Genomic DNA, 25,384 nt, shown 5'->3' on the forward strand with positions numbered 1-25,384 from the left:
AACATGAAAATGGAATTTGCAAGAGCATAAAATGATGGATAAGAACACCTATTCACCTGAAACCGCTGGTGGATTAATGGTTACTTCAGTACCCGTGGTCAAAACAAATACCACAGCATCTGAAGTAATGACGATCCTCGCAAGCAAGGATTGGGGAGATGTGCACACTATTTTTGTGCTTTCTGAGGAAAAAACGTTAGTTGGTTTGATTCCAGTTCCAAAAGTTTTAGCGGCTAAAAAAGATGAAACCGCTGAACAGTTAATGTCAAAACCTAAACTGACCATAACTCCCTCTTTAAGTCAGGTCAATTTAGTTAGAGAAGCCATTAAAAGCGATGTCGAGTCAGTTCCAGTTGTCGATGATAATGGGAAACTATTGGGTGTTGTTCTTGCTGATGAGATCATTGATATTTTGCATAAGGAACATCTAGAGTATTTCTTCAGGTCTTCTGGAATTCGTGGTAAAGGGGCTAACCTTCTGGAGTTGGCAACAGGTAATTTATTTTTCATCCTTAAAGCTCGACTTCCATGGCTGATTGTTGGACTAATCGTCGGCATAGGATTGGGGGTTATAGCAAGAGGATTCGAAAGAACATTGCAAGAAAATATCGCTTTAGCCTTTTTTATTCCGGTAATAGCCTATATTGCAGATTCAGTCGGTACGCAAACTGAAACCATTTTTATCCGCGCAATCAGTGTCTTGAAAGTTAACATTCTTGCCTACCTTTTAAAAGAACTGTTCATTGGCATATTGATTGGTGCTTTTTTGGGTTTATTGGGGGCTATTGGTGCAATTCTAATTTCTCAAACGTTCATCATTGGTTTGGTCGTAGGAATTTCATTATTTTTGGCAGTCGTCATTGCCACAGTTTTAGCCTGTTTAATACCAATTGCTTTTAATGTCTTGCGTCAGGATCCTGCGTTGGGTAGTGGGCCTTTGGCAACTGCATTACAAGATATTATTAGCATCACCATTTATTTCTTAGTCGCCACCCTGATTTTATAAATTAGGGACGTTCCCTAAGAATTCCTTTAGCTTTTTGCCTATATCCGGAGCACGCATCAAGCTTTCACCAATGAGGAACGCGTTAATACCATGTGCCAACATGAGCTTAATATCTTCACGAGTATTGATACCACTTTCTGTGATGCTTATTTTGTTATCGGGAAGATATTGCACTAATTCGAGGGTTGTACGAATGTCTGTAGTAAACGTATGTAGACTGCGGTTATTGATACCCATCAATGGGGTGGGAAGGCTAAGCGCTCGTTGTAACTCTGGAAGTGTATGACTTTCAACCAAGACCGCCATGCCAAGCTCTTGGGCCAATTGACAATAATCTTGAAGCTGAGCATCATCGAGCATAGCCACAATAAGAAGAATACAGTCAGCACCTAGAAAATGACTCTCGTAGATTTGATAGGAATCAATGATGAAATCCTTCCTAAGTACAGGCAATGTCGAGTTTGCTTTTGCTATCCCGATAAAGGATGGATCCCCTTGAAAAAAATCAACATCAGTCAAGACTGACAAGCAGCTGGCACCAGCGTTTTCATAAGTGCTAGCAATACTAGCAACATCAAAATCTGCACGAATCAATCCTTTGCTAGGTGAAGCTTTTTTGATTTCGGCGATGATAGCTGGGCTAGTTTTTTTTAGAGCATCAATAAAATGACGCGTTGGTTTGTCACATCTTAGGTGTTCTACAGGCGTCTTGTGCTTGGCCTGCTCGACCTCTTGCTTTTTCCGTTGTGCTATTTTATCTAGAATACTCTTCATGATGCTTGCCCTGTTTGGGTTATTTTTTTTAGCTCGTTGAATCGTCTTGCGGCCTCTTGGCTATCGATGGCTTTTTTTGCTTTTTCTAAGGCTTTCTCGAAAGTTAGCGAGTCTTCAGCACAATATAATGCTGTTGCCGTATTCAGTATAACGATATCACGCGCAGGCCCTGGTTCACCATTGAAGACTTTTTTCGCTAAAAAGAGGCTTTGAGCAGGAGAGTCGACTAGGATGTCGTCTAAATTTGGGTGAAAGCAACCATAATCCTTTGGGTCTATTAACCATTCTCTAAATTGTCCGTGTTGATATTCGACCACATCAGTAATCGCTGTGATGCTTACTTCATCCAAGCCATCACGAGAATTAATAATGAGCGCACGTTCGCTACCAAGATTAGCTAAGACTGTGGCTAAAGGCCTAAGCCAATGTGCATCAAAGACACCCACCACCTGCCTTTTTACGCGTGCGGGATTAATTACGGGGCCGAGAAGGTTAAACAAGGTACGAATGCCTAACTGTTGTCGGGCATTGCGGGCATATTGCATTGCTGGATGGAAGTGGGGAGCAAATAAAAAACTAAGGCCACATGCGCGCATGCACGTTTTAAGTTGCTCATCACGCAACTGGATCTGAAAACCAGCCTCTAATAACAGATCGGCACTGCCGCTGCGACTGGATACCGAGCGATTTCCGTGCTTAGCAACACGAGCACCAGCAGCGGCCGCCACAAAACTACTCACTGTAGATACATTAAATGTGTTTCTTCCATCTCCTCCAGTACCTACAATATCAATGAGATCCTCACCTAAATCAATAAAGTGAGCTAGTTCCATCATCACTGAGGCTGCTATGGTTAATTCTTCTGTCGTTTCACCTTTCATACGCATTAACGCGAGAAAGGCGGCTATTTGCACATCAGTCAATTCTCCAGCCATGCATGCGCGCATGAATTCTTGCATTTGGGGAGCACTTAGATCCTCACCAGCAATTAATTGTTCAAAAAGCTGTTTTGTATTCATGTTTTAAGAAGTTAGTTAACAATTCTAAGCCGTATTCACTCAAAATGGCTTCCGGATGGAATTGTAGACCAAAAAGAGGATATTGACGATGAGAAATGGCCATGATTGTATCGTCTGCCCAAGCATCAATTGAAAAACAAGAGGGAAGGGTAGCTGTATCGATAGCAAGAGAATGATAGCGTGTGGCTTGAAAAGGGCAAGGAAGATCATGAAACAGTCCTTGTTTATGGTGCATAATGGCTGATGTTTTGCCATGCATAATGGTTGATGCTTGAATAATGGATGCACCAAAAAAATGAGCCAGGCATTGATGCCCCAGGCATATTCCTAAAATTGGGATTTTCGCGTGAAAGTGTTCGATCACCGCTAACGAAATTCCGGCATCTTTCGGGCCGTTCGGACCTGGTGAAATGACAAGATGACTGGGAGCTATGTGCTCAATGTCCTCGAGGGTAATCCTATCATTTTTGTATACAACAACGCGTTGCCCTAGGTATTGAAAATATTGCACCAGGTTGTAAGTAAAGGAATCATAATTATCGATAATGAGCAACATGCAAAAACTCTTGATAAACTATTTATTCGATCTTCAAGTTTTTAAATGTGGCAAATCAAAACGCATTACCGTGGCTTGACCACAGTATCCATGGTTCATTGAAGATCGCTGGATACCGTGGTCAAGCCACCGTAATTCGATGTTCTAAAGGGTTAAGCAATAAAACTTGAAGATCGAGTTATAAAGAAAATTCTTCCCCTAAATAAACTGCGCGAACTTGTTGGTTAGCGAGAATGGTTTGCGATGTTCCTTCGCAAAGAATTTTACCTTGGCTCACGATATAGGCACGTTCACAGATATCCAATGTTTCACGTACATTGTGGTCAGTAATTAATACGCCAATTCCTTTGTCACACAGATGAAGAATGATTTTTTTAATATCTAGGACTGAAATAGGATCCACGCCCGCGAATGGTTCGTCCAGTAGAATAAAGTTTGGCTCAATGGCTAAAGCACGAGCAATTTCAACACGACGTCGTTCTCCTCCAGAAAGACTCATCCCCAAGCTGTTTTGTATATGAGAAATATGAAATTCTTGCATCAATTCCTGTAGCTTTTGCTGACGTGCTCTGTCATCTAAATCCCTGCGTAATTGTAGAATAGCCAAGATGTTATCTGCTACGGACAATTTACGAAATACGGAGGCTTCTTGTGGTAGGTAACCTATACCTAAGCGCGCACGCTCGTGCATGGCTGCTTTAGTGATGTCTTTATCGTTGAGAATAATTTTTCCTTCATCGCATGATTGCAAGCCTACTATCATGTAGAAGCAAGTTGTTTTACCTGCACCATTTGGACCTAGTAACCCTACGCATTCTCCTTGATGGATGTCAATACTCACATCATTAACAACGGTGCGTGTTTTAAATGATTTCTTTAGGTGCTGTGCTGACAACGTAGTCATGTCTTTTTCTCAGGATGAATAACAATGTTGATGCGCTTTTCCCCATCGGCCTTCGAAATGACATGTTGTTTTTCCGTATCGTAACTGATTTTAGGACCCGAAAAGGAATTGTCTCCTTGAATCACCCGCGCATTACCTATGAGCTCAATCAAATGACGCTCAGGATAATAGCGAATCATATCGGCATAGGCATGTACTAAAGGTTTATCGGCTGCCGTTTGCGTCCAATAATGCGCCTGAGCATTTTTATCGCCTAGAGCAACAGCAAGGATTAATTTATTCTGTTGGTTTCCTTCGGTGATTGCTTTGGCTGCACGCAAGTGTGTAGTTCCCTGGTCAAATTCTACATTCCCTATGTACTCTCCGCGATGGGTTTGTTGGTTTAAATCGGCTGAGTCAGCAGATAATTCCGCCACTTTTTCACGGTCGTCGGGCATGGCGAAGCTAATCTTGGAGGCCATGATCATGATAAGTGTTACTGTAAAAGTTAATAATTTAACCATGTTTAGGTTCATATATTGCTCGAGCTCGACTTAAAAGTTGTACTTTCTTATCAGCAAGATAAGCTTTCATTCCTTGTGAACGCACTATAGTGCCTGGCTGCTCAAAACTGACAGCAAGCTTGCTAGTAGCTAATTTCTGCTTGGGGTAGTATACCAGTTCTTCGGTTCTCATGGTGCTTTCTTGAGTACGTTCACCTTTATTTTGATGAACAACAACATTATTAATAAACGTAATCTGTTCTCCACCATGAATGGCCTTTGCATGATCTGAACTGATTTGCCATTCCGGCTGACCTGGCTGGACCACGACAATATGTGGCCTTCTAAGGAGATGGGTATTTTCGGCGGGGATATGTTGCATCTCTGGCGTCTGCAGAAAATTGACAAGCGCTCCTTTATCGTCGAATCGGCGTATTGATAGATTGGTAACAATTGTATCCGCGGATTGGGAAAGGGTTTTATCATCTAATTTCATAATATCCGCCGAGCTTGCGAAGTACCACCCTGAGCAAGCTAGAGCTATAAGTACACAGAATAACCAGAAAGTATGTTTTGCTGCATTCATGTCATTAGGTACCTTGAAAGAGCAGTTTCTTGCTTATTTTGCGCCTTTAAAATCAGTTCACAAACTTCTCGTACTGCACCTCGGCCTCCAGATTGCTCTGTTTGCCATACAGCAAATTCTTTAACCTGAGGAACGGCATTAGCCACAGCAATGCCTAAGCCTACTTGCTGAATGAGAGGAAGGTCGGGTAAATCATCACCTACGTAAGCGAATTCACTATCATGTAGACCCAGATTGGCCTTAAGTTTTGCAAAGGCACTGCGTTTATCCACTTGCCCGGTAAAATAATGCTGGATACCTAGTTGCTTCATTCGATGATCAACGACTGCATTTATTGAAGTGGTAATCACGGCGACCTGAATATCAGCGGCGAGCAACAATTTCAAGCCCATACCATCTTGCACGTGAAACGCCTTTAACTCATTGCCATAATTATCAAGGTATAGGAGACCGTCAGTTAAAACGCCATCTACATCACAAATCAAGCACTTTATCTTTTTTGCTTTCTCAATCAACTCATTCATCTTTTGCCCTCTAAATAACACCAGCGCGCAACAGATCGTGCAAGTGCACAACTGCGGTAGGTCGATTACTATCATCAATGACCACCAGAGAAGTAATGCTATATTTTTGCATCATGGTTAGAGCTTCAGCGGCTAGTAGTCCTTTTTTGATTGTTTTACAGTTCCTGCTCATGACCATTGCCACAGGCGTAATGCTAATATCAATATTTTGGTTTAGCGTTCGTCTTACATCTCCGTCAGTATATACACCTGCAAGATATCCGTGTGCATCCACGACGCAAGTCATACCTAACTTTTTTGCAGTGACCTCGATTAGAGCTTCACTAATTGTGGCTTGTTCATTAACGAGGGGTAATTCATCATCTTCGTGACAAAGTTCATCAATACGCAGTAAAAGTCGCCGACCCAATGTGCCTCCAGGATGAGCTAAAGCAAAATCCTCAGCACTAAAACCTCTGGCCTGCAGAAGGGCAATGGCTAATGCGTCACCCATCACTAAAGAAACGGTGGTGCTCGTTGTAGGGGCAAGCCCCAAAGGGCAGGCCTCTTGATGAATACTAATATCAAGATTTACATCTGCAGCTTTGGCAATGGTGGATTCGCTATTACCTGTTAACGTGATTAAAGGGACTTCCAGTCTTTTTAGTAAGGGAAGTAGGGTAATGATTTCATTGGTAAAACCTGAATTAGAGATGGCTAGCACAGTATCTTGGCGAGTAATCATCCCTAAATCACCGTGACTGGCTTCTCCAGGGTGCATAAAAAAAGCAGGTGTGCCTGTGCTTGAAAATGTGGCGGCAATTTTGCTACCGATATGTCCCGATTTACCCATACCAGTAACTACTACCCGACCTTTGCAAGCCAATAAGAGTTTGCAAGCTGTCTCGAAACGTTCATCAAGACGCTGCGTTAGAGCAAATACTGCTTGTGCTTCAGTTTCAATAACTGCAAGACCTAATTTGCAAAAATTCATATGTTTTTTTTGTGATCCAATAAAGAAGTGAAGTGTACCATAGGAATTTTACTCTTTACAGGTGAGTGGGGGACCCTACGTTTCCCCCACCCCACGGATTTTTAAATTCGCAAAATAACGCTTATCGAGTATATAATCATCGTTTAAATTTCATCTGAGAATAAAAATACATGAAGGATAATTTAGTAGAAATTACTAATCTTACCTTTGCCAGGGGAAAACGTCGCATCTTTAATGGCATAGATATGGTGATGGAGCGCGGAAAAATTACTGCCATTATGGGGCCTAGTGGTAGCGGTAAGACCACTTTATTGCGCTTAATTGGGGCACAGTTGTACCCAGAAGCCGGGACTGTTTTAATCAACGGGAATAATATCCACCAACTATCACGCAAAGAATTATATCTGGCTAGACGCAAAATAGGTTTATTGTTTCAGAGCAGTGCTCTCTTTACTCATTTGTCTGTTTTTGATAATGTCGCCTTCCCTTTACGGGAGCATACCGACTTAAACGATGCCATGTTACGTGACATTGTTTTAATGAAGCTTGAGGCTGTCGGTTTGCGAGGGGCAGCGCAATTAATGCCAAATGAACTTTCAGGAGGTATGACAAGGCGTGTTGCTTTAGCGAGAACGATTGCACTTGATCCTGAGTTAATGATGTATGATGAGCCCTTTACAGGGCAAGATCCCATTTCAATGGGTGTTCTCGTGCGTTTAATCAAGCGGTTAAATCAATTGTTGCAAACAACAACGATCATTGTTTCTCATGATGTGGAAGAAACCTGCTCTATTGCAGATTATATTTATCTCATTTCTGAGGGACAAGTCATTGGATATGGCACGCCTCTTGAATTAAAAAAATCAACTCAACCGCAGGTTAAACAATTTATGCATGGTGAAGCTGATGGTGCTGTACCGTTTCATTACCCAGCTTGCCCCTATACAGAGGAGTTGCTAGATGCTTGATCTACTTGCACGTTTAGGTCAGCGTGGAGTAAACAATTTGCAAGCAATGGGTAATTCGGGCGTGTTCTTATTACGAATGTTTCTAAGAGACCCTGATCTACCAAGATTGTGGCCGGTATTAAGAGAACAACTGTATTTTGTTGGCGTTTTGTCTTTCTTAATTATCGTTGTTTCTGCATTGTTTGTGGGTATGGTCATTGGTTTGCAAGGATATAATACATTACAAAAATTTGGTGCGAGCAGCCAACTGGGTCAGCTGTTAGCGCTAAGTGTAGCTAGGGAGCTTGGTCCCGTAATAAGTGCTTTACTGTTTGCAGGACGGGCAGGTTCTGCCCTAACGGCTGAAATTGGCTTAATGAAGGCCACGGAACAATTGGCAAGTATGGATATGATGGGTGTGGATCCTTTAGGGCGGGTCGTTTATCCCCGTTTTATCGCCGGCTTAATTTCCTTACCGTTATTGGCATTAATTTTTACTGCCGTGGCAATTTATGGGGGTTATTTTGTTGGTGTGGAATGGTTGGGGGTTGATGCCGGCAGTTTTTGGTCAAATATGCAGGCCGCCGTTGATTTTCGCATTGATATTCTAAGTGGAATTATAAAAAGTATTGTGTTCGCTTTTGTTGTTGTGTGGATAGCTGTATTTCAAGGTTTTAGTTGTACTCCTACTGCAGAAGGCATTAGTCAAGCAACAACCCGGACTGTAGTTTATTCGTCGCTGGCGGTGCTTGGCCTTGATTTTATTTTGACAGCGATGATGATTGGAGGTTGGTAAATGAATAATCATAGGCAACGTTACATCGATATAAGCGTAGGAATTTTTATGTTGCTAGGCTTATCTGCCTTACTTATTCTCGTGATGAAGGTGAGCGGTATAACCACCCTGGTTTCTAAAAAAGGGTATACCGTTAGTGCTGAGTTCACCGATATCGGTGGACTTAAGGTAAGAGCGCCTGTTACTGTGGCTGGTGTAAAAATTGGTGAGGTCACTCGTATTGAATTACAGCCTGGTGAATTAAATGCCAAAGTGACTATGTCGCTTAGGAATGATAAGCCAATCCCTTATGAGGACACATCAGCTCGCATTTTAACTGAAGGCCTGATTGGTTCTAATTACATCAGTATTGTTCCTGGTTTCGAAGATGAGAACCAAGAGCATCCTTACCTGCGCGAGGGTGATGTCATTGTTAAAACACAGGAAGCTGTCATACTCGAAAATTTGATTGGTCAGCTACTATTTAACATCAATAAAAAATAAGGTGAATTATGAAAGCACTTCAGTCATTCGTCGTTGCAATAGCCTTGTCAATTAGCCAATTTTTATGGGCGCAAACGTCACCTATCCCCATGCTTGAAAATACAGCGAATCAAATCATTGCCTCATTAAAGGAAAACAAGGCAGCCTTAAAAAATAATCCAAAGGTCATTCAACAGATCGTCAGACGTCATTTATTGCCTATTGTTGATGTGAGCGGAATGTCACGCTCCGTATTAGGTCGGCAAGCTTGGAATAAGGCTTCTCCTAGTGAAAGACAACAATTTGCAGACGCATTTACTCAGCTTGTGATTCGTACTTATGCAAGCCCTCTTGCGGAATACACGGATGAAAAAATCAAATTTTTGCCCATTAGAGGTTCTGTTGAAAATCGCTTTTTACGTGTTAACAGTGTGATTGTTCGCTCAAATGGTCAGAATATTCCTTTAAGCTATAGCCTGGTTTCTAAGAATGGCACATGGAAAATTTACGATTTTAGTGTGGAAGGGGTGAGCTTATTGCAAAGTTTCCGTTCACAATTTGCAGAAGCACTCAGAAGCTCAAGCATGGAGGAAATTATTAAGCAACTGCGTCAGCAACCTGGAAAAAAGGCAGCATAAATGCAAGAGCAATCATTCAAGCCATCACAAGAAATGACATTCGCAACAGTGGTATCTGATCGCGAACGTTTGAATAATTATGTGCGTGAAACGAAAGAAAAGCTTATTAAATTGGATTTGAGCGAAGTCGCACAGTGTGATAGTGCTGGTCTTGCTTTGTTAATTGAAGCAAAACGATTAAGTGCCAGGGAAAACAAAATGTGTAAAATCGATGGCATGCCCAAAATTGTCCAAGCATTGGCTGAATTTTGTGGAGTGGATGCCATCTTGAGTGAGTGTTAGATGTGAGAGTATGTTGCATGAATAATAAAGAATTAGAAGATCGTCTGGCTGAAGCAGGTGACGTTGATTTTGTGCGAGTGGAAGGGGATGGCTACCATTATCAGTTAACGATCGTATCGGATGCCTTTATCGGCAAGTCAAAAGTGGCCAGACAGCAATGGGTTTATGCAAAACTCAAAGATTACATTACGACCGGTAGTCTGCATGCGATAAGTATGAAGACTTTAACGAAGGCAGAGTGGGAGAAAAATCATGGATAAGCTAATTATCAATGGTGGCAAAGCCTTACAAGGCGAGGTCATCATTTCGGGAGCAAAAAATTCAGCACTACCCATCATGGCGGCCACTCTTCTCGCTAACGACAATGTGACCATTGCTAATGTCCCTCATCTTAAAGATGTCACCACGATGATGGAGCTTTTAGGGCAATTGGGTACACAGTTAACCGTTGATGAAAAAATGAATGTTCAGGTGGACGCATCCCATATCACTGAGTATGTTGCACCTTATGAGCTAGTAAAAACCATGCGTGCCTCTATTCTAGTATTAGGTCCCCTATTGGCTCGTTTTGGCCAAGCTGATGTTTCTCTTCCTGGCGGTTGTGCGATAGGTACACGCCCGGTTGACTTGCATCTTAAGGCTTTAAAAACCATGGGAGCTGATATTACGGTAAAAAATGGCTATATCAAAGCTCGCTGTAAAAAGGGTCGGCTGCAAGGTAAAACATTGGTCTTTGATTCCGTTACCGTAACCGGTACTGAAAATGTATTAATGGCCGCTGTTCTCGCTGAAGGAAAAACGCTAATTAAAAACGCAGCTCGTGAACCTGAGGTGGTTGATCTGGCCAATTTTTTGAATCAAATGGGCGCTAAGATCACTGGTGCGGGCACCGGAACAATAGAAGTGGAAGGTGTCGATGCCTTATCAGGAGGCACCTATGCTGTTATGCCTGATCGTATTGAAGCGGGGACTTATCTCGTTGCAGGAGCTATAACTCGTGGAAAAGTGACTGTGCGTCGTGTAAAACCCGATAATTTACTCTCTATGCTATGTAAGTTTGAGGAGGCCGGTGCTGAATTAGCAATCGGAGAAGATTGGGTGACGGTGAATATGCATGGCCTACGACCGCAAGCGGTTAATATTTCCACCGCCCCTTACCCAGCTTTTCCCACGGATATGCAAGCGCAATTTATGGCATTAAATACGCTGGCTGATGGCTCGTCATCGGTGATTGAGAACATTTTTGAAAACCGCTTTATGCATGTACAAGAATTACAAAGAATGGGAGCCCAAATCCATTTAAATGGCAATACAGCAATGATAACTGGTGTGGGAAAATTGACTGGTGCACCGGTGATGGCAACCGATTTACGAGCCTCCGCCAGCCTGATTTTGGCGGGTCTTGCGGCTGAAGGAGAAACAACTGTAGAACGGGTCTATCATGTGGATCGCGGTTATGAGCGCATTGAAGAGAAATTGTCCATGCTCGGAGCGGATATCAAGAGGGTTTCCGTAAGGTGATTGCACGTGATGCATTAGCATCCTATCTGCATGACCTTCTAAGTTGCGCTGATTTTAATGATTACGCACCTAATGGGTTGCAGGTTGAGGGTAAAACAAACATTCAACGGATCTGTACAGCAGTGACTGCATCCGCTGAGACGATTGAACACGCGCTTGTACTCCAAGCAGATGCTTTGCTCGTTCATCACGGATATTTTTGGCGAGGAGAGGAGCCCAACATTACAGGAATGAAGCGTCAACGTCTTGGTAAATTATTGACTCATGACATTTCACTGTTTGCTTACCACTTGCCTCTCGATTGTCATCCTGAATTTGGCAATAATGCAAGCCTTGCGAAGCGGTTAAATCTAAGTACTACTGAAATGCATCGAGCAGGAAAAACAGCGAATCTTTTATGGTCAGGGGTATTTGGGGAGCCTAAAGTTATTCCTGAATTTTTAAGCGAATTGGAGCAACAGTTGCAAAGAAAGCCTTTGCATATTGCAGGAAAGGCTAAGGTCATAAAGCGGCTAGCCTGGTGCACGGGGGCTGCCCAAGATTTTATTGAGGATGCATATCATCTTGGTGCAGATGCTTATATCAGTGGAGAAATATCTGAACGTACTTACTATCAGGCGAAAGAGTTGGGAATCCACTATTTTGCCTGTGGACATCATGCGACAGAACGTTATGGCATTCAAGAATTAGGCAAACATCTAGCCGTTAATTTCCAATTAGAGCACTATTTTATTGATAGCTCTAATCCTATTTAAGTCTTCATACCAAAGTCACCGCCGAGATTACTCATGAGAGATTGCATCTCCTCAGGGCAGAGTGAAGCATGTTTTTTAAGGAGCTCGGCTAATTTTTCATCTTTAAATAGCTCATTTACTTCTTCCTGAGAGAAGGTAAATGTTTTCTCGTCGCTGAAATCTTCGCCGGAAACATTTATTGCTGAGAAGATTTTACGTACAGAATCGCATAGGGCCACTTTGTGGCTGTTTTCCTGGATGTAACTGAGAAGACTTAGCCTGAAAGACTGATTTTCTTGCACACCCTGAAAATTGATCCTGTCACAGGAACGTGCATCCAGACTTTTATAATGACCAACAAATTGAATATAAACTTCTTTTTCAGGAATTATACTGCTTAATGTTTCGAGTGTAGGGAAATAAGCATTAAATCCTGGTATAAAATGTCCGCTAGCAAGGTTGAGAAAGAAACGATTCTCATCTCTTCCTATAAGACCTGCGGAAAGTACGGGTGGAGTAGGCTCACCCTCAGGTATTTTCAAGGCTTTTCTTAGTAGACCCCCATGAGTGAGTTTGTTGCCTTTTACATACTGGGGAGCAAACCAAATTTGGCCACTTTCAGTGATCACATATAAATAATCTCTGCCACTGATTAAGTCAGTGGGATTATTGAGCAACTCAACACCCTCATAATCTCTGTTTTCTGAACGGATGGTTCTAAGATCTTTATAACCTTCCAGGAGGGGATATTTTTTGTATGATCTTAACAACAATTCCATTGGGGTCAAGCTAACAGCTGAAAGTTCAGTCATTTGACTTTTGCTGTTACCTAGCGGTTGAAACATGGATGGTGTCCAGTTTAAAGATTCACTGGTATAGTCAGATTTCTGTCTCATAAAATGGATTTCCTTAAAAGTACTTGAGGATTATTTTTACATATAAACCTTAAGATTGTATTAAAATAATACAAATATAATTAAATTTATCCATTAAATTATTAAATCGATCACCAAATGACATGGGATATTCCCTATTTCAGTTGGCTAGGAGCAATGGATGCAGTCAATCAGTGAATGGTGGATGTGGGCAGGTTTTTTTCTCTTTATCGGCTTGATGCTTGCCATTGATATCTTTATGTTAAGTGGAAAAAAAGCCCATTTTGTCTCAACAAGGGAAGCGTTGGCATGGGTGATTACATGGATAACCTTGGCTCTGATATTTAATCTCCTTCTCTGGATTTATTTGCTACATACCACAACCCCTGCAATCGCCCACGCAAGAGCTCTCGAGTTTTTGACAGGGTATTTAATCGAAGAATCGCTCTCAATGGACAATATGTTCATTTTCATCATGATCTTTAATTATTTTTGTATTCCACCTGAGTATCAGCGTCGTGTATTACTATTTGGGGTTTTAGGCGCTATTTTCATGCGCTTGCTGCTCATTTTATTAGGGGTCTTTTTGGTGGCCAAATTTCATTGGATACTCTACCTTTTTGGCATCTTTCTCTTGATTAGTGGTGTGAGATTATTTTTCTTTGCTGAGAAAGATGCAAGGTTGGATACCAATCCAATTTTAATTGTCATGCGGAAATATCTAAGAGTGACGAAAGACTTATATGAAGAGCGTTTTTTTATTAAAAAAAATAATCAATGGTTCATTACGCCTTTATTTTTAGTATTAGTACTTATTGAAATGAGCGATTTGATTTTTGCCCTAGACAGCATTCCAGCTATTTTTGCTATTACTGAGGATCCCTTCATTATTTTTACGTCCAATATTTTTGCTATCTTAGGTTTGCGTGCCATGTATTTTTTATTGAGAAATTTGGCAGATCGTTTCCATCTTTTAAAATATGGGATAGCTTGCATCCTGATTTTTATTGGTTTGAAAATGATAGTAAGTTACTGGCTACATGTGCCGACCATTATTGCTTTGGGTGTGATAGTTATTATTTTAATTGTCAGTGTTGTATCTAGTTTAATGAGCCCGGGAGCAGAAAAAAAGAAATAATATGAAAGCTCTATCATATCCAAGATTCAGAGATCCTGAGCGCCGCGAAGGATCCCCTGAATCTTGGGTATGAATAAAAAATTAAAAAAAATCAAACAGTTAACTGAATTTGCCTTTTGCTTTCTTCTAGACTATCCCCTTGCAGTTCTTCTGTAATTACAGTGGTTGGATTTTCTTGGTTTTTCTGTACGCTATCATCGTCTGGGAGCAATTGTATTTTGCCTTCATTGGCTTTCGCTAGCAGGAGTTTTTTCAATGCTTCTAAATAAGCAGGCTGTCCATCTTGCCAAGGAATGATAGCCTGTTCGTCGTTAAGGGTTATTTTTAAAGCGCTATCATCAGCCTCAACTTTTACTATACAGTTCTCTTTCGCAAATGCTGAACTGTCCACCTCAACAATTTCTAGTTTATGTCCATTCAACATACGAGCCCCATCCGTTAGACAAATGCCCGTTAACTTTTCCATACTTTCATGGCTTGAATAAAGCCTGCCTATTACCTTGCAAGTTTTGTAAATTAATTTCCAACTCAAATCCAAGGACAAGCCAACGCCCAAACCAATACCTTGCCCAGCCATATTACCGACTGTTCCTAGTACCCAAGCCAAGGTAACACCACAATACGCGTCTAAAATTTTTCCGGCATAAGTGGGTGCGAGTAACATGACGCCAACACTGGCTGTTGGACCCATAAAAAACATCAAACCACTACTGATTACACCCGTTAATGCTATACGACCTTTCAATAATTTGGTGGATTTGCCTACCATCTCGCCCAGTAAGAAACCGGTAGTATACCCGGCTAATTCAAGAGGCTTCCCAAATAGTGGCATCATGACGCGCGTTACTGGGTAATTTGTCTTATACTTGGGGTGTAGCCCATCACATTGATTGATTACCCATACTAAAAAATCATTCCATTGGGATTCCGTGAAACGGGGACGCAAAACAGCGTTTATCGTTTCAAACCGACCCTTTTCGGTGAGGTAGCGCTTTGCTGCCAACAGGCAGCAGGCTCGTGTTTCTTCATCCATAGGATTTGTAGAACTAAGCCCCATCGCTTTGTTAAGTAATTGCTCTAAAATCGAATATTCCCCAGACCGCACGGAATAATTCGAATAAGTTGAGTCGATCTGAGATTTGAGGTATAGAGATGCTGTAACAAGAACACGTAAAGCGGTGATCTGATTCTCCATTGCTTCGGCTGGAATATGGAGCAGGAATGGCTCTTTCGGTATAGAGGAGGAGGGAGCTTGGGTGTCTTCAGGATTACTTGTTACTAAAGTATCTTTTTCCGATCCGGGAAGTGCTTCCTGAAGAAAAAGTCTTTCGGGATGGAGGTCGTTGTCGAGTGCAGCAAGCCATTTTTCAATAAAAGCAATCTGCTTATCCCTGGTTTTAGTGTCTTTCGCACCTAGAAAAAGACTCAAGCGATTGGGGCCTTGTGTTCCCTCCAAAATTACCTTGGCCTCATTTTGGTAGTCTGACCGAAGACTTGCCATCCTTGGCAGAAATTTATCAGAAAGTACGAAGCCCATAGTCACCTCACATCCTTGTTGAAATATCATCCTAGCTTTCTATATTACGGATTCCTTGGTTAAATGCAATCTCAGTTGGTTAATTTTTACTAAATTATTATGTTTAGCTATTGTAAAAGTAACACTAGGACATGTTGACTATTCATACCGTTGCCTACGTGCCGCGGCTTGTACGTCGGCTTCCATGAGATTTCTGGATACCGCGGACAAGCCCGCGGTACGTAGATATTATAGACGAATTGAACAGCCCTAATTAACCTATTGAAAAACTGATGATATAGTGACGTGATAAGAATAAAAAATATTATCTTAGGCTGTTGGTTATGACGTCAATAAAACAATGCATCAAGTTACTAAGACTATCCCATTGGACTAAAGCAGCATTTGTTCTCCTGGGTGTTTTTTATGCTGGATCATTGCAATACCTTCCTAATGCTTTACTTGCTGCGCTTGCATTTTGTCTCATTGCTAGCGCTGTTTACATTTACAATGACATTCAGGACATAGAAGAAGATCAGCTACACCCCAAAAAGCGTTATCGTCCCTTGGCTTCTGGAGAAATTTCACTGGATTTTGCAGTCAGCATGCTTGCTATCCTTTTGCTCACTGGATTCATTCTTGCTTGGCTAATTTCAAGTAACCTGGCTGCACTTCTTGGAATCTACTTACTCATTAACCTGGCCTATAATCATGTACTAAAAAATGTTCCTATTCTTGATGTTCTCTGTATTGCAAGTGGTTTCCTGCTTCGAGTTTTAGCAGGGACTATAGGGATTGATCTGCCAATTTCCTGGTGGTTAGCGTTCACAGCTACTCTAATTAGCTTATTTATTGCTCTCTGTAAGCGAAGATTGGAAAAGCAATTGGGGTTGCGTTCTGCTACCAGAGCTGTTTTAAGAAAATATTCGCCTCATTTATTAGATAACCTTATAACAATTACCGCTATAGCGAGCTTTGTCACTTATCTTTTTTATACCATCTATGCTCGAGATGAATCGTTCTATTTTTTGTTGACGCTCCCTTTTGCAGCAATTGGATTATGGCGTTTTGCATGGTTAACAACCCGCAATTCTGATAATGACGATCCAGTCTCCATTTTCTTTAGAGATAATTTATCCCGCTTTAATTTACTGTGTTTTCTGACTCTTACTGTGATTGCGCTCATGAAATGATCAATAGACTTCTTTCGAAACTCTACTGCAGAGGAGAATTGCTTCGTCGATGCATCTTGGTCGCTTTTTTGCTGTTATCTTTTTATTACCTTCTGGTGATGCAAGTCAGTGCTATTTGGCCCTTCACGATTGATGATATGTACATCCCTTTACGTTACGCTAAACATTGGGCAGAAGGGCATGGCCTATTATGGAACATTAGTGAAGACCCTGTTGAAGGTTATTCAAATTTTAGTTTTGTTGTCCTTGCTGCCCTTGCTATTCAATTCAATCTAGATCCCGTCATTACGCTCAAAAGTTTTGGAGTGCTTGGGTTGTTGGTAAGCACTATAAGTCTATACGGTCTCTCTAGGTTGTGGTTTTCATCTTGGGTTGCTGTTATCCCTTGTTTTTGGTTATTGCTATACAACGGTGAGATTCTGTGGAGTGTTAGTGGTTTAGAGACCACGGTGTATCAGGGATTAATTTGTGCCTCTTTATTTTTTTTATTGAGAGCCATGGGCTACCGTTCGTTTCCGGGTAGCAGAGAAGAAGGAAAGAACGTTTTCTGGGTGGTGACTGGAGCACTCTTCGCTTTAGCCAGTATGACCAGACCCGAAGCTCCAGCCCTGATCGTTGTTTTTTATAGTTGGGCTCTCTTTGATAGTCCAAAGCATATGAAAAGAAACTATTTGCAAAATTGGTTATTGAGCTGTCTTATCTTTTTTATACTCTTTATGCCTTATTTTTTCTGGCGTTGGCATTATTATGGGCGGTTATTTCCCAATGCCATCTACTGTAAGGGCCTTGTTGATTTTTCTTTACAGTTGGACTTAGTCTATTTACGTCTAGCATGGCCCTTTATCCTATTAGCGCTACCGGCGATTATTCGCAGAGCTCATGATAAACGCAATTATTTTTTGTGGCTGCCAAGTTTGATTTATTTACTGCTACTCATTGGTGCTGATCCAGTAGCGGCTTTTGCTAATCGTCTGTTTTTACCGGCCTTTATTTTACTTTTACCATTGACCCTGCAGGGCATTAACATTGCAATTAAATACGTTTTCCCGCAAGAGGACGTCTTTTATTTTGCTGCTCTTCTAGTGACTGTGGTAGTGATCGCTTTATTGTTTATTCCCAAAATGACCTTAGCAAATTACCGCTACTTCACCATAAACCCAAAACTCGGTTTGCGCCTTCGGCAAAATGTGGTTAACTGGTTAAATCAACACATGAAGCCAGGTAGCTATGTTGTTTTAGCTGATAGCGGAATGATTCCTTATATGAGCTCTTTAAATTTTATTGATTCTTATTGTCTCAATAATAAACAAATGGTAAATGCATCAGCACAAGATATGTACTTTTTTTTATGTAATCAAGTATTTATCAGCCATCCGGATGCAATTATTTTAACCTCTTTAGTAGAAAAAGGAGAAATCAGGTATACACCAGCTGACTTTTGTTTACAGCAAAGGCTGAAAAATACCAATTTATACAAATTCAGAGCGATTCTCACGACAGGCAATCAAAAATCGTTATATCGCTATGAAATTTATACACTCTCAAAGTGAAGCTGTAGTAATATTCATTTTTTATTTTTTAGGAAATTGGCGCAGTAAATCTAAAGGATTTTTCCAATATGCAGAGCCTTAGTCATTTTTTACAAAAATTTTATAAGAAATTGCCTGTCATTGCTTTCGACGTGTTTGCTATACCATGTGCTTGGTATCTTGCTTATTGGCTAAGATATAACTTGCAGCCTTTCCCTCGTAATCTTACTAGTTTTTACTCTTTATCTTCCTTGTTGATTCTAACCACCGTGCAAATTGGTTGTTATTATTATTTCAAGGTTTATCGTGGTCTATGGCGTTTTTCTTCCCTTAAAGATGTGGCCAGGATTATTAATTCTACAATTTTTGCGACAGTTTTGACTGTTTTAGCATTATACTTTGCTTCTTTGCTACAACACTTGCCCCGTTCCGTCCTGCCGCTATATAACATGATTTTGGTCATTTTGCTTTGTGGTGCACGACTGACATTGCGGTCTTTTTGGGATTGGCAAGAAAAGGGTCATTTTGGTGAAGCAAAGCGCGTTCTAATTATCGGGGCTGGCAGGGCTGGCGAAGGGTTGGTGAGAGATTTAAAGCGTACACAATCCTATCGGCCTATTGGCTTTGTCGATGACAATTTGGCAAAACGAGGGTTGGAGGTACATGGTGTCAGGGTACTGGGCACCACACGAGATCTGGTTGATTTAGTGGCTAACTATGATATCCAACTGATATTTATTGCAATACCTTCCGCCCGCTCCGCAACCATGCGTCGAATTGTCAATCACTGTGAAAGTTGCAAAGTACCTTTTCGTACATTGCCTAGTCTCTCTGCTCTGGCTGCAGGCCGTGTTGAGGTTACAGCGCTTCGCGATGTGAATATTGAAGACCTCTTGGGGCGTGACCAAGTCCAATTAAACTGGGAAAAAATCGCTGCAAACATAAAGGATAAAAATATTATTGTAACTGGGGGAGGTGGTTCAATTGGTTCCGAATTATGCCGCCAAATAATGCAACTTAATCCTAGCAAACTGTTAATTATTGATAATTCCGAGTTTAATCTTTACAAAATAGAGCTGGAATTAAAGAAAAAATTCCCAAATAGTCCTCTTGAACTGGGATTGATTTCAGTAACAGATGCGACGGCTGTTGACTTCCTGTTTCATCAATTTAAACCACAGATCATCTTCCACGCCGCAGCCTATAAGCATGTTCCTATGCTTGAAGAGCAAGTGCGTGTTGCAGTTCAAAACAACGTGATCGGTACACAGGTGGTTGCTGAAGCCAGTGTGGCTGTTGGTGTGGAAAAATTCATTCTAATTTCTACAGATAAGGCTGTTAATCCCACGAATGTTATGGGAACAACCAAGCGCGTTGCTGAAATTTATTGTCAGAATTTAAATGAACGAGTGGATACGCAATTTATTACTGTTCGTTTTGGTAATGTGCTTGGTTCGGCAGGAAGCGTGGTTCCTTTATTCCAGAAGCAATTACAAGCTGGCGGACCTCTTACTGTCACTCATCCTGATATAGAACGCTATTTTATGACCATTCCTGAAGCTTGTCAGCTCATTTTGCAAGCCATGGTAAACGGTCAGGGTGGAGAAATTTTTGTCTTGGATATGGGAGAGCCTATTAAAATCAGTTATCTTGCCGAACAGATGATTCGTTTGGCTGGAAAAGAACCGGGAAAAGATATCGCCATAGAGTATACAGGACTAAGACCTGGTGAAAAATTGTTTGAGGAGTTGTTTCATTCTTCTGAACAATTGGCGCAGACAGAACATGAGAAATTGTTTAAAGCAAAATTTCGGAATCTGGAGTGGACGGAATTAACGCAGACAATCCGTTTGTTAAATATGGCTTGTACTATGCATAATAATGCAGAGCTATACATTTTATTAAAGAGCTTGGTTCCAGAGTTCAACTCACAAATAGAACCAAACTCAGTCGCAAAATTACTTGAATAATAATGATAAAAACGGATTTTATAAAAATATATTTCTGCCTTAGTTCCTTAGTGCTGATGCTTATTACAGGATGTCATCAGGATAAGCAGCCGACAGCTCCTACCCCTACTGTCTCTGCGATTAAAGTTGTTTCCTCGCAAATTCCTATTTACAAAGAATATATCGGTATCACGCAATCCATTGCGAGTGTTGGTATCAGAGCTCGGGTCGAAGGTTTTTTAACACAAATGAATTTTGTTGAGGGAAAACCTGTTAAAAAGGACCAGCTCTTATTTGTCATTGACCCTAAGCCTTTCGAGGCACAGTTAGAACTCGCGCAAGGACAATTGGCAAGGAGCATAGCCGATCAGGAATTCCAACGCGTACAATTCTTGCGCATGAAAGAGCTTGTGGCGAAGGGTGATGTATCGCAATCGCGTTATGATGAGGTGCGTGCAACCTATCAAGAGGCCGAGGCTGATGTTGAAGTTGGTAGGGCAAAAGTCGAAGAAGCAAAGATCAATTTGAGCTATTGCTATATGCGTTCACCGATTGATGGAATTATTGGAGAAAGATACGTCGATGTTGGTAATTTAGTTGGTGGCACTAAGAATACGTTGCTTGCAACGGTAGTTAAATTAGACCCCATGTACGTACAATTCAGTCCAAGCGTTAATGATTTTGGTGAATTTTTAAAGTATCGAGAGAATGTTCCTTTTAAGGTTGAGGTTAGTCTACCGCAAAACAAGGACCTCGTTTTCCGTGGTCAGGTTGATTTGGTAAATAATCAAGCCGATGTTCCCACCGCAACAATATTAATGCGGGCACTTATACAGAACCCTGAGAAATTGCTTCTGCCCGGTATTTATGTTGATATAAAAGTTATTTTAACTGAGCATGGCGACGTGATTCTAATTCCTTCTAAAGCCATCATGGAGACCCAAGGTGAAAAATCGGTTTATGTTATTAATAAAGAAAATGAGGTAGAAGTTAGAACCATCACTACGGCAGCCGAATATGAGGATCAATCAATCGTTAAATCAGGTTTACAGATTGGCGACGTCATCATGACGAGTGGTTTGCAAAACGTAAAACCGAATCAAAAGGTTATTATAAAAATGAATGGGCAATAGGGGGCCCTATGGTTAAATTTTTCATTCATCGCCCTATTTTTGCTATGGTGATAGCCCTTTTGATGTTGCTCGTGGGTGGTATTTGCATCTTCATTCTGCCGATCGCGCAGTATCCTTCTATTGTGCCTCCACAAGTCCAAGTGAGTGCACAATACACCGGTGCGGGAGCCAATGTTGTTGCAAAAACAGTTACCACTCCTTTAGAGCGCAATATTAATGGGGTAGAAGGCATGATTTACATGTCTTCGGCAAGTACTAACAATGGCAATTCCCTGATTACCATTACGTTTGATGTGGGATATGACGTAGATATCGCTGCAGTGGATGTTTTAACCAAAACAAACACCGCCCAACCGTTGCTGCCTGCAGATGTTACCCAAGGTGGGGTTACTATTGAAAAAGTTTCTAGTAACATGGTTTTGGTGGTCAATGTGTACTCCGAAAATAAGGAGTTCGATGATGCTTTTCTTACCAACTATGCTGATATTCATATTACTCCGGCGCTAAGCAGAATTCCTGGAGTTGGTAATGTTAACAATTTTGGTTTATTGCAATACTCCATTCGTGTTTGGCTTAATCCCAATAAGTTGGCTAGTATGGGGCTTGGTCCTCAAGATGTCATTAATGCTATTCAGGATCAGAATCAACAAGCTGCAACGGGAGCAATAGGTCAACCACCTGTACCAAGTAATGTGCCTTTCCAGTATCAAATTTCCACACTGGGACAATTGAGTGAGCCTGAGGAATTTGCTGATATTATTGTCAGAACGGATGAGAATGGCCAGATTGTTCGCATCCGTGATTTGGGAAGAGTTGAAATGGGTGCAGAAACCTACGTTACCACATCCCAATTAAACGGTGGACCTACAGCCAGTTTGGGTGTTTACCAGTTGCCAGGTTCTAATGCCTTGCAAATTGCTGAGCAAGTTCGTGTGGTCATGAAAGAATTGGCAAAAAACTTTCCCAATGGTATGACATACGTTATTGATTATGATACGACGAATTTTGTTAAGGAGTCGCTCTGGGAAGTAGTTAAAACACTCTTACAAGCGTTGGTATTGGTATTTCTTGTTGTATTTATTTTCTTGCAAAATTGGCGAACGACGCTAATTCCCTGCATTGCAATTCCTGTGTCTCTGATCGGTGCTTTTGCGTTATTTAGTGTATTTGGAGTTTCAATCAATTTGCTGAGTTTGCTTGGCCTCGTTTTGGCAATCGGTTTGGTTGTGGATGATGCGATTGTGGTTGTCGAAAACGTTGAGAAAAAATTGGAGCAACAAATTACCAATGTCAAAGAAGCGGTTTTGTTGGCGACTAAAGAAGTGCAGGGGCCAATTTTCGCTACAACGCTCATTCTTCTGGCTGTGTTTGTGCCAGTAGCGTTTATTCCAGGATTGACGGGGCAGCTTTATAACCAGTTTGCTTTAGCCATTGCTTTTTCAGTGGCGCTCTCAGGTATCAACTCCCTTACCCTAAGCCCAGCACTTTGTGGCATTTTGCTAAAAAAGAAGACAGAAAGCCATTTTTTTATATTCCGGTGGTTTGAGGCTGGTTATGAAAAAGCACTCCGCAAATATAAACATGGTGTTGAGTATTGCCTTAACCATAGAAAATCCGTTTTTCTGATATTTGCCCTCTTAGCTTTAGCAACATTTTTTGTTCTTAACCATCTACCAAGTGCTTTTATTCCTGAAGAAGATCAAGGTTACTTCATTGTGGTGGTTAAAAAACCTGATGCCTCGTCCTTATATCGAACTGAGAAAACAGTCTCCAAGATCGTTGATATCCTGAAAAAAACCGAAGGGGTTTCCGCTATCGTAAGTGTCAATGGGTACAATATTATTGACTCAATTAATCAACCTGATGCTGCAGTTATATTCGTTGTTCTTAACCCCTGGTCGCAACGGAAAACGCCAGAATTAAATGTGCAAGGAATAATGAAGACAGTGCAAAAACAATTTGCACAAATCGAGGATGCCATCATTGGGACCGTCAATGCTCCTTCCATACCTGGATTAGGCTCAGTGGGTGGATTTCAGCTTGAGGTAGAAGATGTTGGGAACTTAGGAATAGACGTCTTGACAGACTCTGTTAACAAATTCATTGCCGAAGCAAGTAAGCGCCCAGAGTTAACACCTTTAGTTTCTGATCTATCGACAAGCGTTCCGCAGCTTTATCTAGATATTGATAGAACGAAAGCAAAAGCGCTTAATGTTCCCATTACTAATTTATTGACGACTTTACAGACCTATTTAGGTGCTTATTATGTCAATAATTTCACCAAATACAATCAAGTCTATCGTGTGATGGTACAGGCTGAAGGGACAGCGCGAGCACAAGTTTCTGACATTAATAAGCTTTATGTAAAAAGTGATAAGGGGGATATGATTCCTTTAAGTAGTTTGGTTAAGGTTCGGTCTATAACAGGGCCTTTTAATGTTCCTCATTATAATCTTTACACAGCCGCTAGTGTAACTGGCGCAGCAGCTCCTGGTTATAGTTCTGGTGATGCGATAAAAGCGGTTGAAGAAACGGCTGATCAGGTTTTTCCTAAGGGAATAAGTTATGAGTGGACAAACATTGTTTACCAACAATTAAAAGCAGGTAATTTAGCTCCATTTATTTTTATGCTTTGTTTAGTGTTCGTATTTCTTTTTCTTGCAGCGCTCTATGAAAGCTGGTCCATGCCTTTCATGATTTTATTAGTTGTTCCTCTGGCTTTATTAGGCGCAGGTCTTGCGTTAACGTTGCGATCCTTGGCCTTGGATGTTTATGCGCAAATTGGCCTTGTCTTATTAATTGGATTGGCAGCCAAGAATGCTATTCTTATTGTTGAGTTTGCTAAGGATAAGCGTGAAGCAGGGGCATCCATTTTCGATGCAGCTCTGGAGGCGGCAATCTTACGCTTAAGGCCCATTTTAATGACAGCCTTTGCATTTATCTTAGGCACCTTACCTTTGGCTGTGGCAACCGGCGCAGGTGCATCCAGCCGTCATTCGATTGGGACTACGGTGATGGGTGGCATGTTTTTAGCAACGATTTTGAGCTTATTTGTTGTTCCAGTGTTCTATGTGACTATAGAGAGCTTAAGAGAGCGAGGGCTACGGAAGAAATAATGGCCATAAAACCGTTTCCCTACACACTTATCGATTTATCCCATAGCTTGTCTGGCTTCATTCCTAGCTGGGAGGGAGATTGCGGTTTCCAGCATCAAACTGTTTTAGATTATGACGATAGTGATTCTGAGATAGGTTTTCGCGTACAACGTCTTATTATGGATGCGGGAATTGGTACACATATTGATGCCCCTGCACATTGCGTTAAAGGTGGTAAGACCATAGCTGATCTGGATTTAGATCAGTTGTTGGCTCCTTGTGTAGTCATTGATGTTTCTACAAAGGCCACAGAAAATACTCAAATCACCGCCAAAGATATCTCTTATTTTGAAATGAACTATGGAAAAATTCAGGAGCATTCTTTTGTTATCCTAAGAACCGGCTGGGAAAAGTATTGGGTCGACCGAGACAAATATCGGAATAACTATATTTTTCCTTACGTTGCTCAGGATGCAGCTGATATGTTATTACAGCGTAATGCGGTAGGACTTGGAGTAGATACTCTCTCTCCCGATCGACCTGATGCAGGCTACAACGTTCATAAGACTTTCTTAGGAGCGGGAAAATATATTGTAGAAAATGTGGCAAATGCTGGTTGTCTTCTACCATTAGGAAGTTATATCTTAATTTTACCTATCAAAGTTGAAGAGGGAACTGAGGCACCGGTTAGGTTGGTGGCATTGGTTGAGAAGGGGTTAGTTTAAAGTTTTCTGTTAGTAAAAAGGTAGTAT

The 25,384-nt window shown here is 41.2% G+C and carries 26 protein-coding genes; 16 read left to right on the plus strand and 10 right to left on the minus strand.

The features are described from left to right. Window positions 1–31 precede the first annotated feature (31 nt). Complete coding sequence (locus tag CKV79_RS04340; RefSeq protein WP_028374445.1) at window positions 32–1,006, plus strand: magnesium transporter; 975 nt, start codon at window positions 32–34, stop codon at window positions 1,004–1,006. Here CKV79_RS04340 and trpC read toward each other — a convergent pair. From trpC to CKV79_RS04380, 8 genes are all read right to left on the minus strand, one after another. Continuing rightward, window positions 1,001–1,780 (minus strand): indole-3-glycerol phosphate synthase TrpC, encoded by a 780-nt coding sequence (gene trpC / locus CKV79_RS04345; protein ID WP_028374444.1) that lies wholly within the window; start codon window positions 1,778–1,780, stop codon window positions 1,001–1,003. The genes CKV79_RS04340 and trpC overlap by 6 nt on opposite strands. Beyond that, window positions 1,777–2,799: an anthranilate phosphoribosyltransferase gene (gene trpD / locus CKV79_RS04350; RefSeq protein ID WP_028374443.1), complete on the minus strand. Its 1,023-nt coding sequence runs from the start codon at window positions 2,797–2,799 to the stop codon at window positions 1,777–1,779. Before trpD ends, trpC begins: the two co-directional genes overlap by 4 nt. Continuing rightward, window positions 2,777–3,355, minus strand: coding sequence for an anthranilate synthase component II (locus CKV79_RS04355; protein ID WP_028374442.1), 579 nt, complete (start codon window positions 3,353–3,355; stop codon window positions 2,777–2,779). The genes trpD and CKV79_RS04355 overlap by 23 nt, the downstream gene beginning before the upstream one ends. 178 nt (window positions 3,356–3,533) lie before the next feature. Beyond that, entirely contained in the window at window positions 3,534–4,259 is a 726-nt protein-coding gene (lptB, locus tag CKV79_RS04360) for an LPS export ABC transporter ATP-binding protein (protein WP_028374441.1), read from the minus strand. Beyond that, window positions 4,256–4,762, minus strand: coding sequence for a lipopolysaccharide transport periplasmic protein LptA (lptA, locus tag CKV79_RS04365; protein ID WP_028374440.1), 507 nt, complete (start codon window positions 4,760–4,762; stop codon window positions 4,256–4,258). Before lptA ends, lptB begins: the two co-directional genes overlap by 4 nt. Then, window positions 4,755–5,327: an LPS export ABC transporter periplasmic protein LptC gene (lptC, locus tag CKV79_RS04370; protein WP_028374439.1), complete on the minus strand. Its 573-nt coding sequence runs from the start codon at window positions 5,325–5,327 to the stop codon at window positions 4,755–4,757. Before lptC ends, lptA begins: the two co-directional genes overlap by 8 nt. Continuing rightward, window positions 5,324–5,851 carry a KdsC family phosphatase gene (locus CKV79_RS04375; protein WP_028374438.1) on the minus strand — a complete coding sequence of 176 codons (528 nt, stop codon included), beginning with the start codon at window positions 5,849–5,851 and terminating at the stop codon, window positions 5,324–5,326. The genes lptC and CKV79_RS04375 overlap by 4 nt, the downstream gene beginning before the upstream one ends. Window positions 5,852–5,861: 10 nt before the next feature. Next, a complete protein-coding gene (locus CKV79_RS04380; RefSeq protein ID WP_028374437.1) occupies window positions 5,862–6,824 on the minus strand; it encodes a KpsF/GutQ family sugar-phosphate isomerase in 963 nt (320 codons plus the stop codon). Between the two features lie 170 nt (window positions 6,825–6,994). On the opposite strand from CKV79_RS04380, the gene CKV79_RS04385 reads away from it, so the two are divergent. The 8 genes from CKV79_RS04385 to CKV79_RS04420 are packed head-to-tail and all read left to right on the plus strand — an operon-like array spanning window position 6,995 to window position 12,225. Next, a complete protein-coding gene (locus CKV79_RS04385; protein WP_028374436.1) occupies window positions 6,995–7,792 on the plus strand; it encodes an ATP-binding cassette domain-containing protein in 798 nt (265 codons plus the stop codon). Continuing rightward, a complete protein-coding gene (mlaE, locus tag CKV79_RS04390) occupies window positions 7,785–8,567 on the plus strand; it encodes a lipid asymmetry maintenance ABC transporter permease subunit MlaE (protein ID WP_028374435.1) in 783 nt (260 codons plus the stop codon). Before CKV79_RS04385 ends, mlaE begins: the two co-directional genes overlap by 8 nt. Then, window positions 8,568–9,050, plus strand: coding sequence for an outer membrane lipid asymmetry maintenance protein MlaD (gene mlaD / locus CKV79_RS04395; RefSeq protein ID WP_035916412.1), 483 nt, complete (start codon window positions 8,568–8,570; stop codon window positions 9,048–9,050). Window positions 9,051–9,058: 8 nt separating this feature from the next. Continuing rightward, window positions 9,059–9,667, plus strand: coding sequence for an MlaC/ttg2D family ABC transporter substrate-binding protein (locus CKV79_RS04400; RefSeq protein ID WP_028374433.1), 609 nt, complete (start codon window positions 9,059–9,061; stop codon window positions 9,665–9,667). Further along, window positions 9,668–9,949: an STAS domain-containing protein gene (locus CKV79_RS04405; protein ID WP_028374432.1), complete on the plus strand. Its 282-nt coding sequence runs from the start codon at window positions 9,668–9,670 to the stop codon at window positions 9,947–9,949. A 17-nt stretch (window positions 9,950–9,966) separates the two neighbouring features. Continuing rightward, the gene (locus CKV79_RS04410; protein WP_028374431.1) at window positions 9,967–10,209 is read left to right on the plus strand and encodes a BolA family protein; all 243 of its coding nucleotides are present in this window, start codon (window positions 9,967–9,969) and stop codon (window positions 10,207–10,209) included. Beyond that, window positions 10,202–11,470 carry a UDP-N-acetylglucosamine 1-carboxyvinyltransferase gene (gene murA / locus CKV79_RS04415; protein ID WP_028374430.1) on the plus strand — a complete coding sequence of 423 codons (1,269 nt, stop codon included), beginning with the start codon at window positions 10,202–10,204 and terminating at the stop codon, window positions 11,468–11,470. Before CKV79_RS04410 ends, murA begins: the two co-directional genes overlap by 8 nt. Beyond that, the gene (locus tag CKV79_RS04420) at window positions 11,467–12,225 is read left to right on the plus strand and encodes a Nif3-like dinuclear metal center hexameric protein (RefSeq protein ID WP_028374429.1); all 759 of its coding nucleotides are present in this window, start codon (window positions 11,467–11,469) and stop codon (window positions 12,223–12,225) included. The genes murA and CKV79_RS04420 overlap by 4 nt, the downstream gene beginning before the upstream one ends. On the opposite strand, the gene CKV79_RS04425 is transcribed toward CKV79_RS04420, so the two are convergent. Continuing rightward, window positions 12,222–13,100: a hypothetical protein gene (locus CKV79_RS04425; protein ID WP_028374428.1), complete on the minus strand. Its 879-nt coding sequence runs from the start codon at window positions 13,098–13,100 to the stop codon at window positions 12,222–12,224. The two genes, CKV79_RS04420 and CKV79_RS04425, sit on opposite strands and share 4 nt — an antisense overlap. Window positions 13,101–13,260: 160 nt before the next feature. Between CKV79_RS04425 and CKV79_RS04430 the strand changes: the two genes are divergently transcribed. Next, on the plus strand, window positions 13,261–14,217 hold the full coding sequence (locus CKV79_RS04430; protein ID WP_028374427.1) for a TerC family protein: 957 nt from the start codon (window positions 13,261–13,263) through the stop codon (window positions 14,215–14,217). Window positions 14,218–14,308: 91 nt separating this feature from the next. On the opposite strand, the gene CKV79_RS04435 is transcribed toward CKV79_RS04430, so the two are convergent. Next, the gene (locus CKV79_RS04435; RefSeq protein WP_028374426.1) at window positions 14,309–15,754 is read right to left on the minus strand and encodes a hypothetical protein; all 1,446 of its coding nucleotides are present in this window, start codon (window positions 15,752–15,754) and stop codon (window positions 14,309–14,311) included. Window positions 15,755–16,077: 323 nt separating this feature from the next. On the opposite strand from CKV79_RS04435, the gene CKV79_RS04440 reads away from it, so the two are divergent. The 6 genes from CKV79_RS04440 to CKV79_RS04465 all read left to right on the plus strand — a co-directional run bounded on the left by CKV79_RS04440 (window position 16,078) and on the right by CKV79_RS04465 (window position 25,357). Beyond that, a complete protein-coding gene (locus CKV79_RS04440) occupies window positions 16,078–16,926 on the plus strand; it encodes a decaprenyl-phosphate phosphoribosyltransferase (protein WP_035916409.1) in 849 nt (282 codons plus the stop codon). Beyond that, window positions 16,923–18,476 carry a protein LphB gene (locus CKV79_RS04445; RefSeq protein WP_231950211.1) on the plus strand — a complete coding sequence of 518 codons (1,554 nt, stop codon included), beginning with the start codon at window positions 16,923–16,925 and terminating at the stop codon, window positions 18,474–18,476. The genes CKV79_RS04440 and CKV79_RS04445 overlap by 4 nt, the downstream gene beginning before the upstream one ends. A 68-nt stretch (window positions 18,477–18,544) precedes the next feature. Next, window positions 18,545–20,425: a polysaccharide biosynthesis protein gene (locus CKV79_RS04450; protein ID WP_028374423.1), complete on the plus strand. Its 1,881-nt coding sequence runs from the start codon at window positions 18,545–18,547 to the stop codon at window positions 20,423–20,425. A gap of 2 nt (window positions 20,426–20,427) precedes the next feature. Next, on the plus strand, window positions 20,428–21,537 hold the full coding sequence (locus CKV79_RS04455) for an efflux RND transporter periplasmic adaptor subunit (RefSeq protein ID WP_051546344.1): 1,110 nt from the start codon (window positions 20,428–20,430) through the stop codon (window positions 21,535–21,537). 8 nt (window positions 21,538–21,545) lie between these two features. After that, window positions 21,546–24,653, plus strand: a complete 3,108-nt coding sequence (locus CKV79_RS04460) for an efflux RND transporter permease subunit (protein ID WP_035916407.1) — start codon at window positions 21,546–21,548, stop codon at window positions 24,651–24,653. Beyond that, window positions 24,653–25,357 (plus strand): cyclase family protein, encoded by a 705-nt coding sequence (locus CKV79_RS04465; protein ID WP_028374422.1) that lies wholly within the window; start codon window positions 24,653–24,655, stop codon window positions 25,355–25,357. The genes CKV79_RS04460 and CKV79_RS04465 overlap by 1 nt, the downstream gene beginning before the upstream one ends. Window positions 25,358–25,384 lie beyond the last annotated feature (27 nt).

This window comes from Legionella lansingensis (genome assembly GCF_900187355.1).
Taxonomy (GTDB): Bacteria; Pseudomonadota; Gammaproteobacteria; order Legionellales; family Legionellaceae; genus Tatlockia; species Tatlockia lansingensis.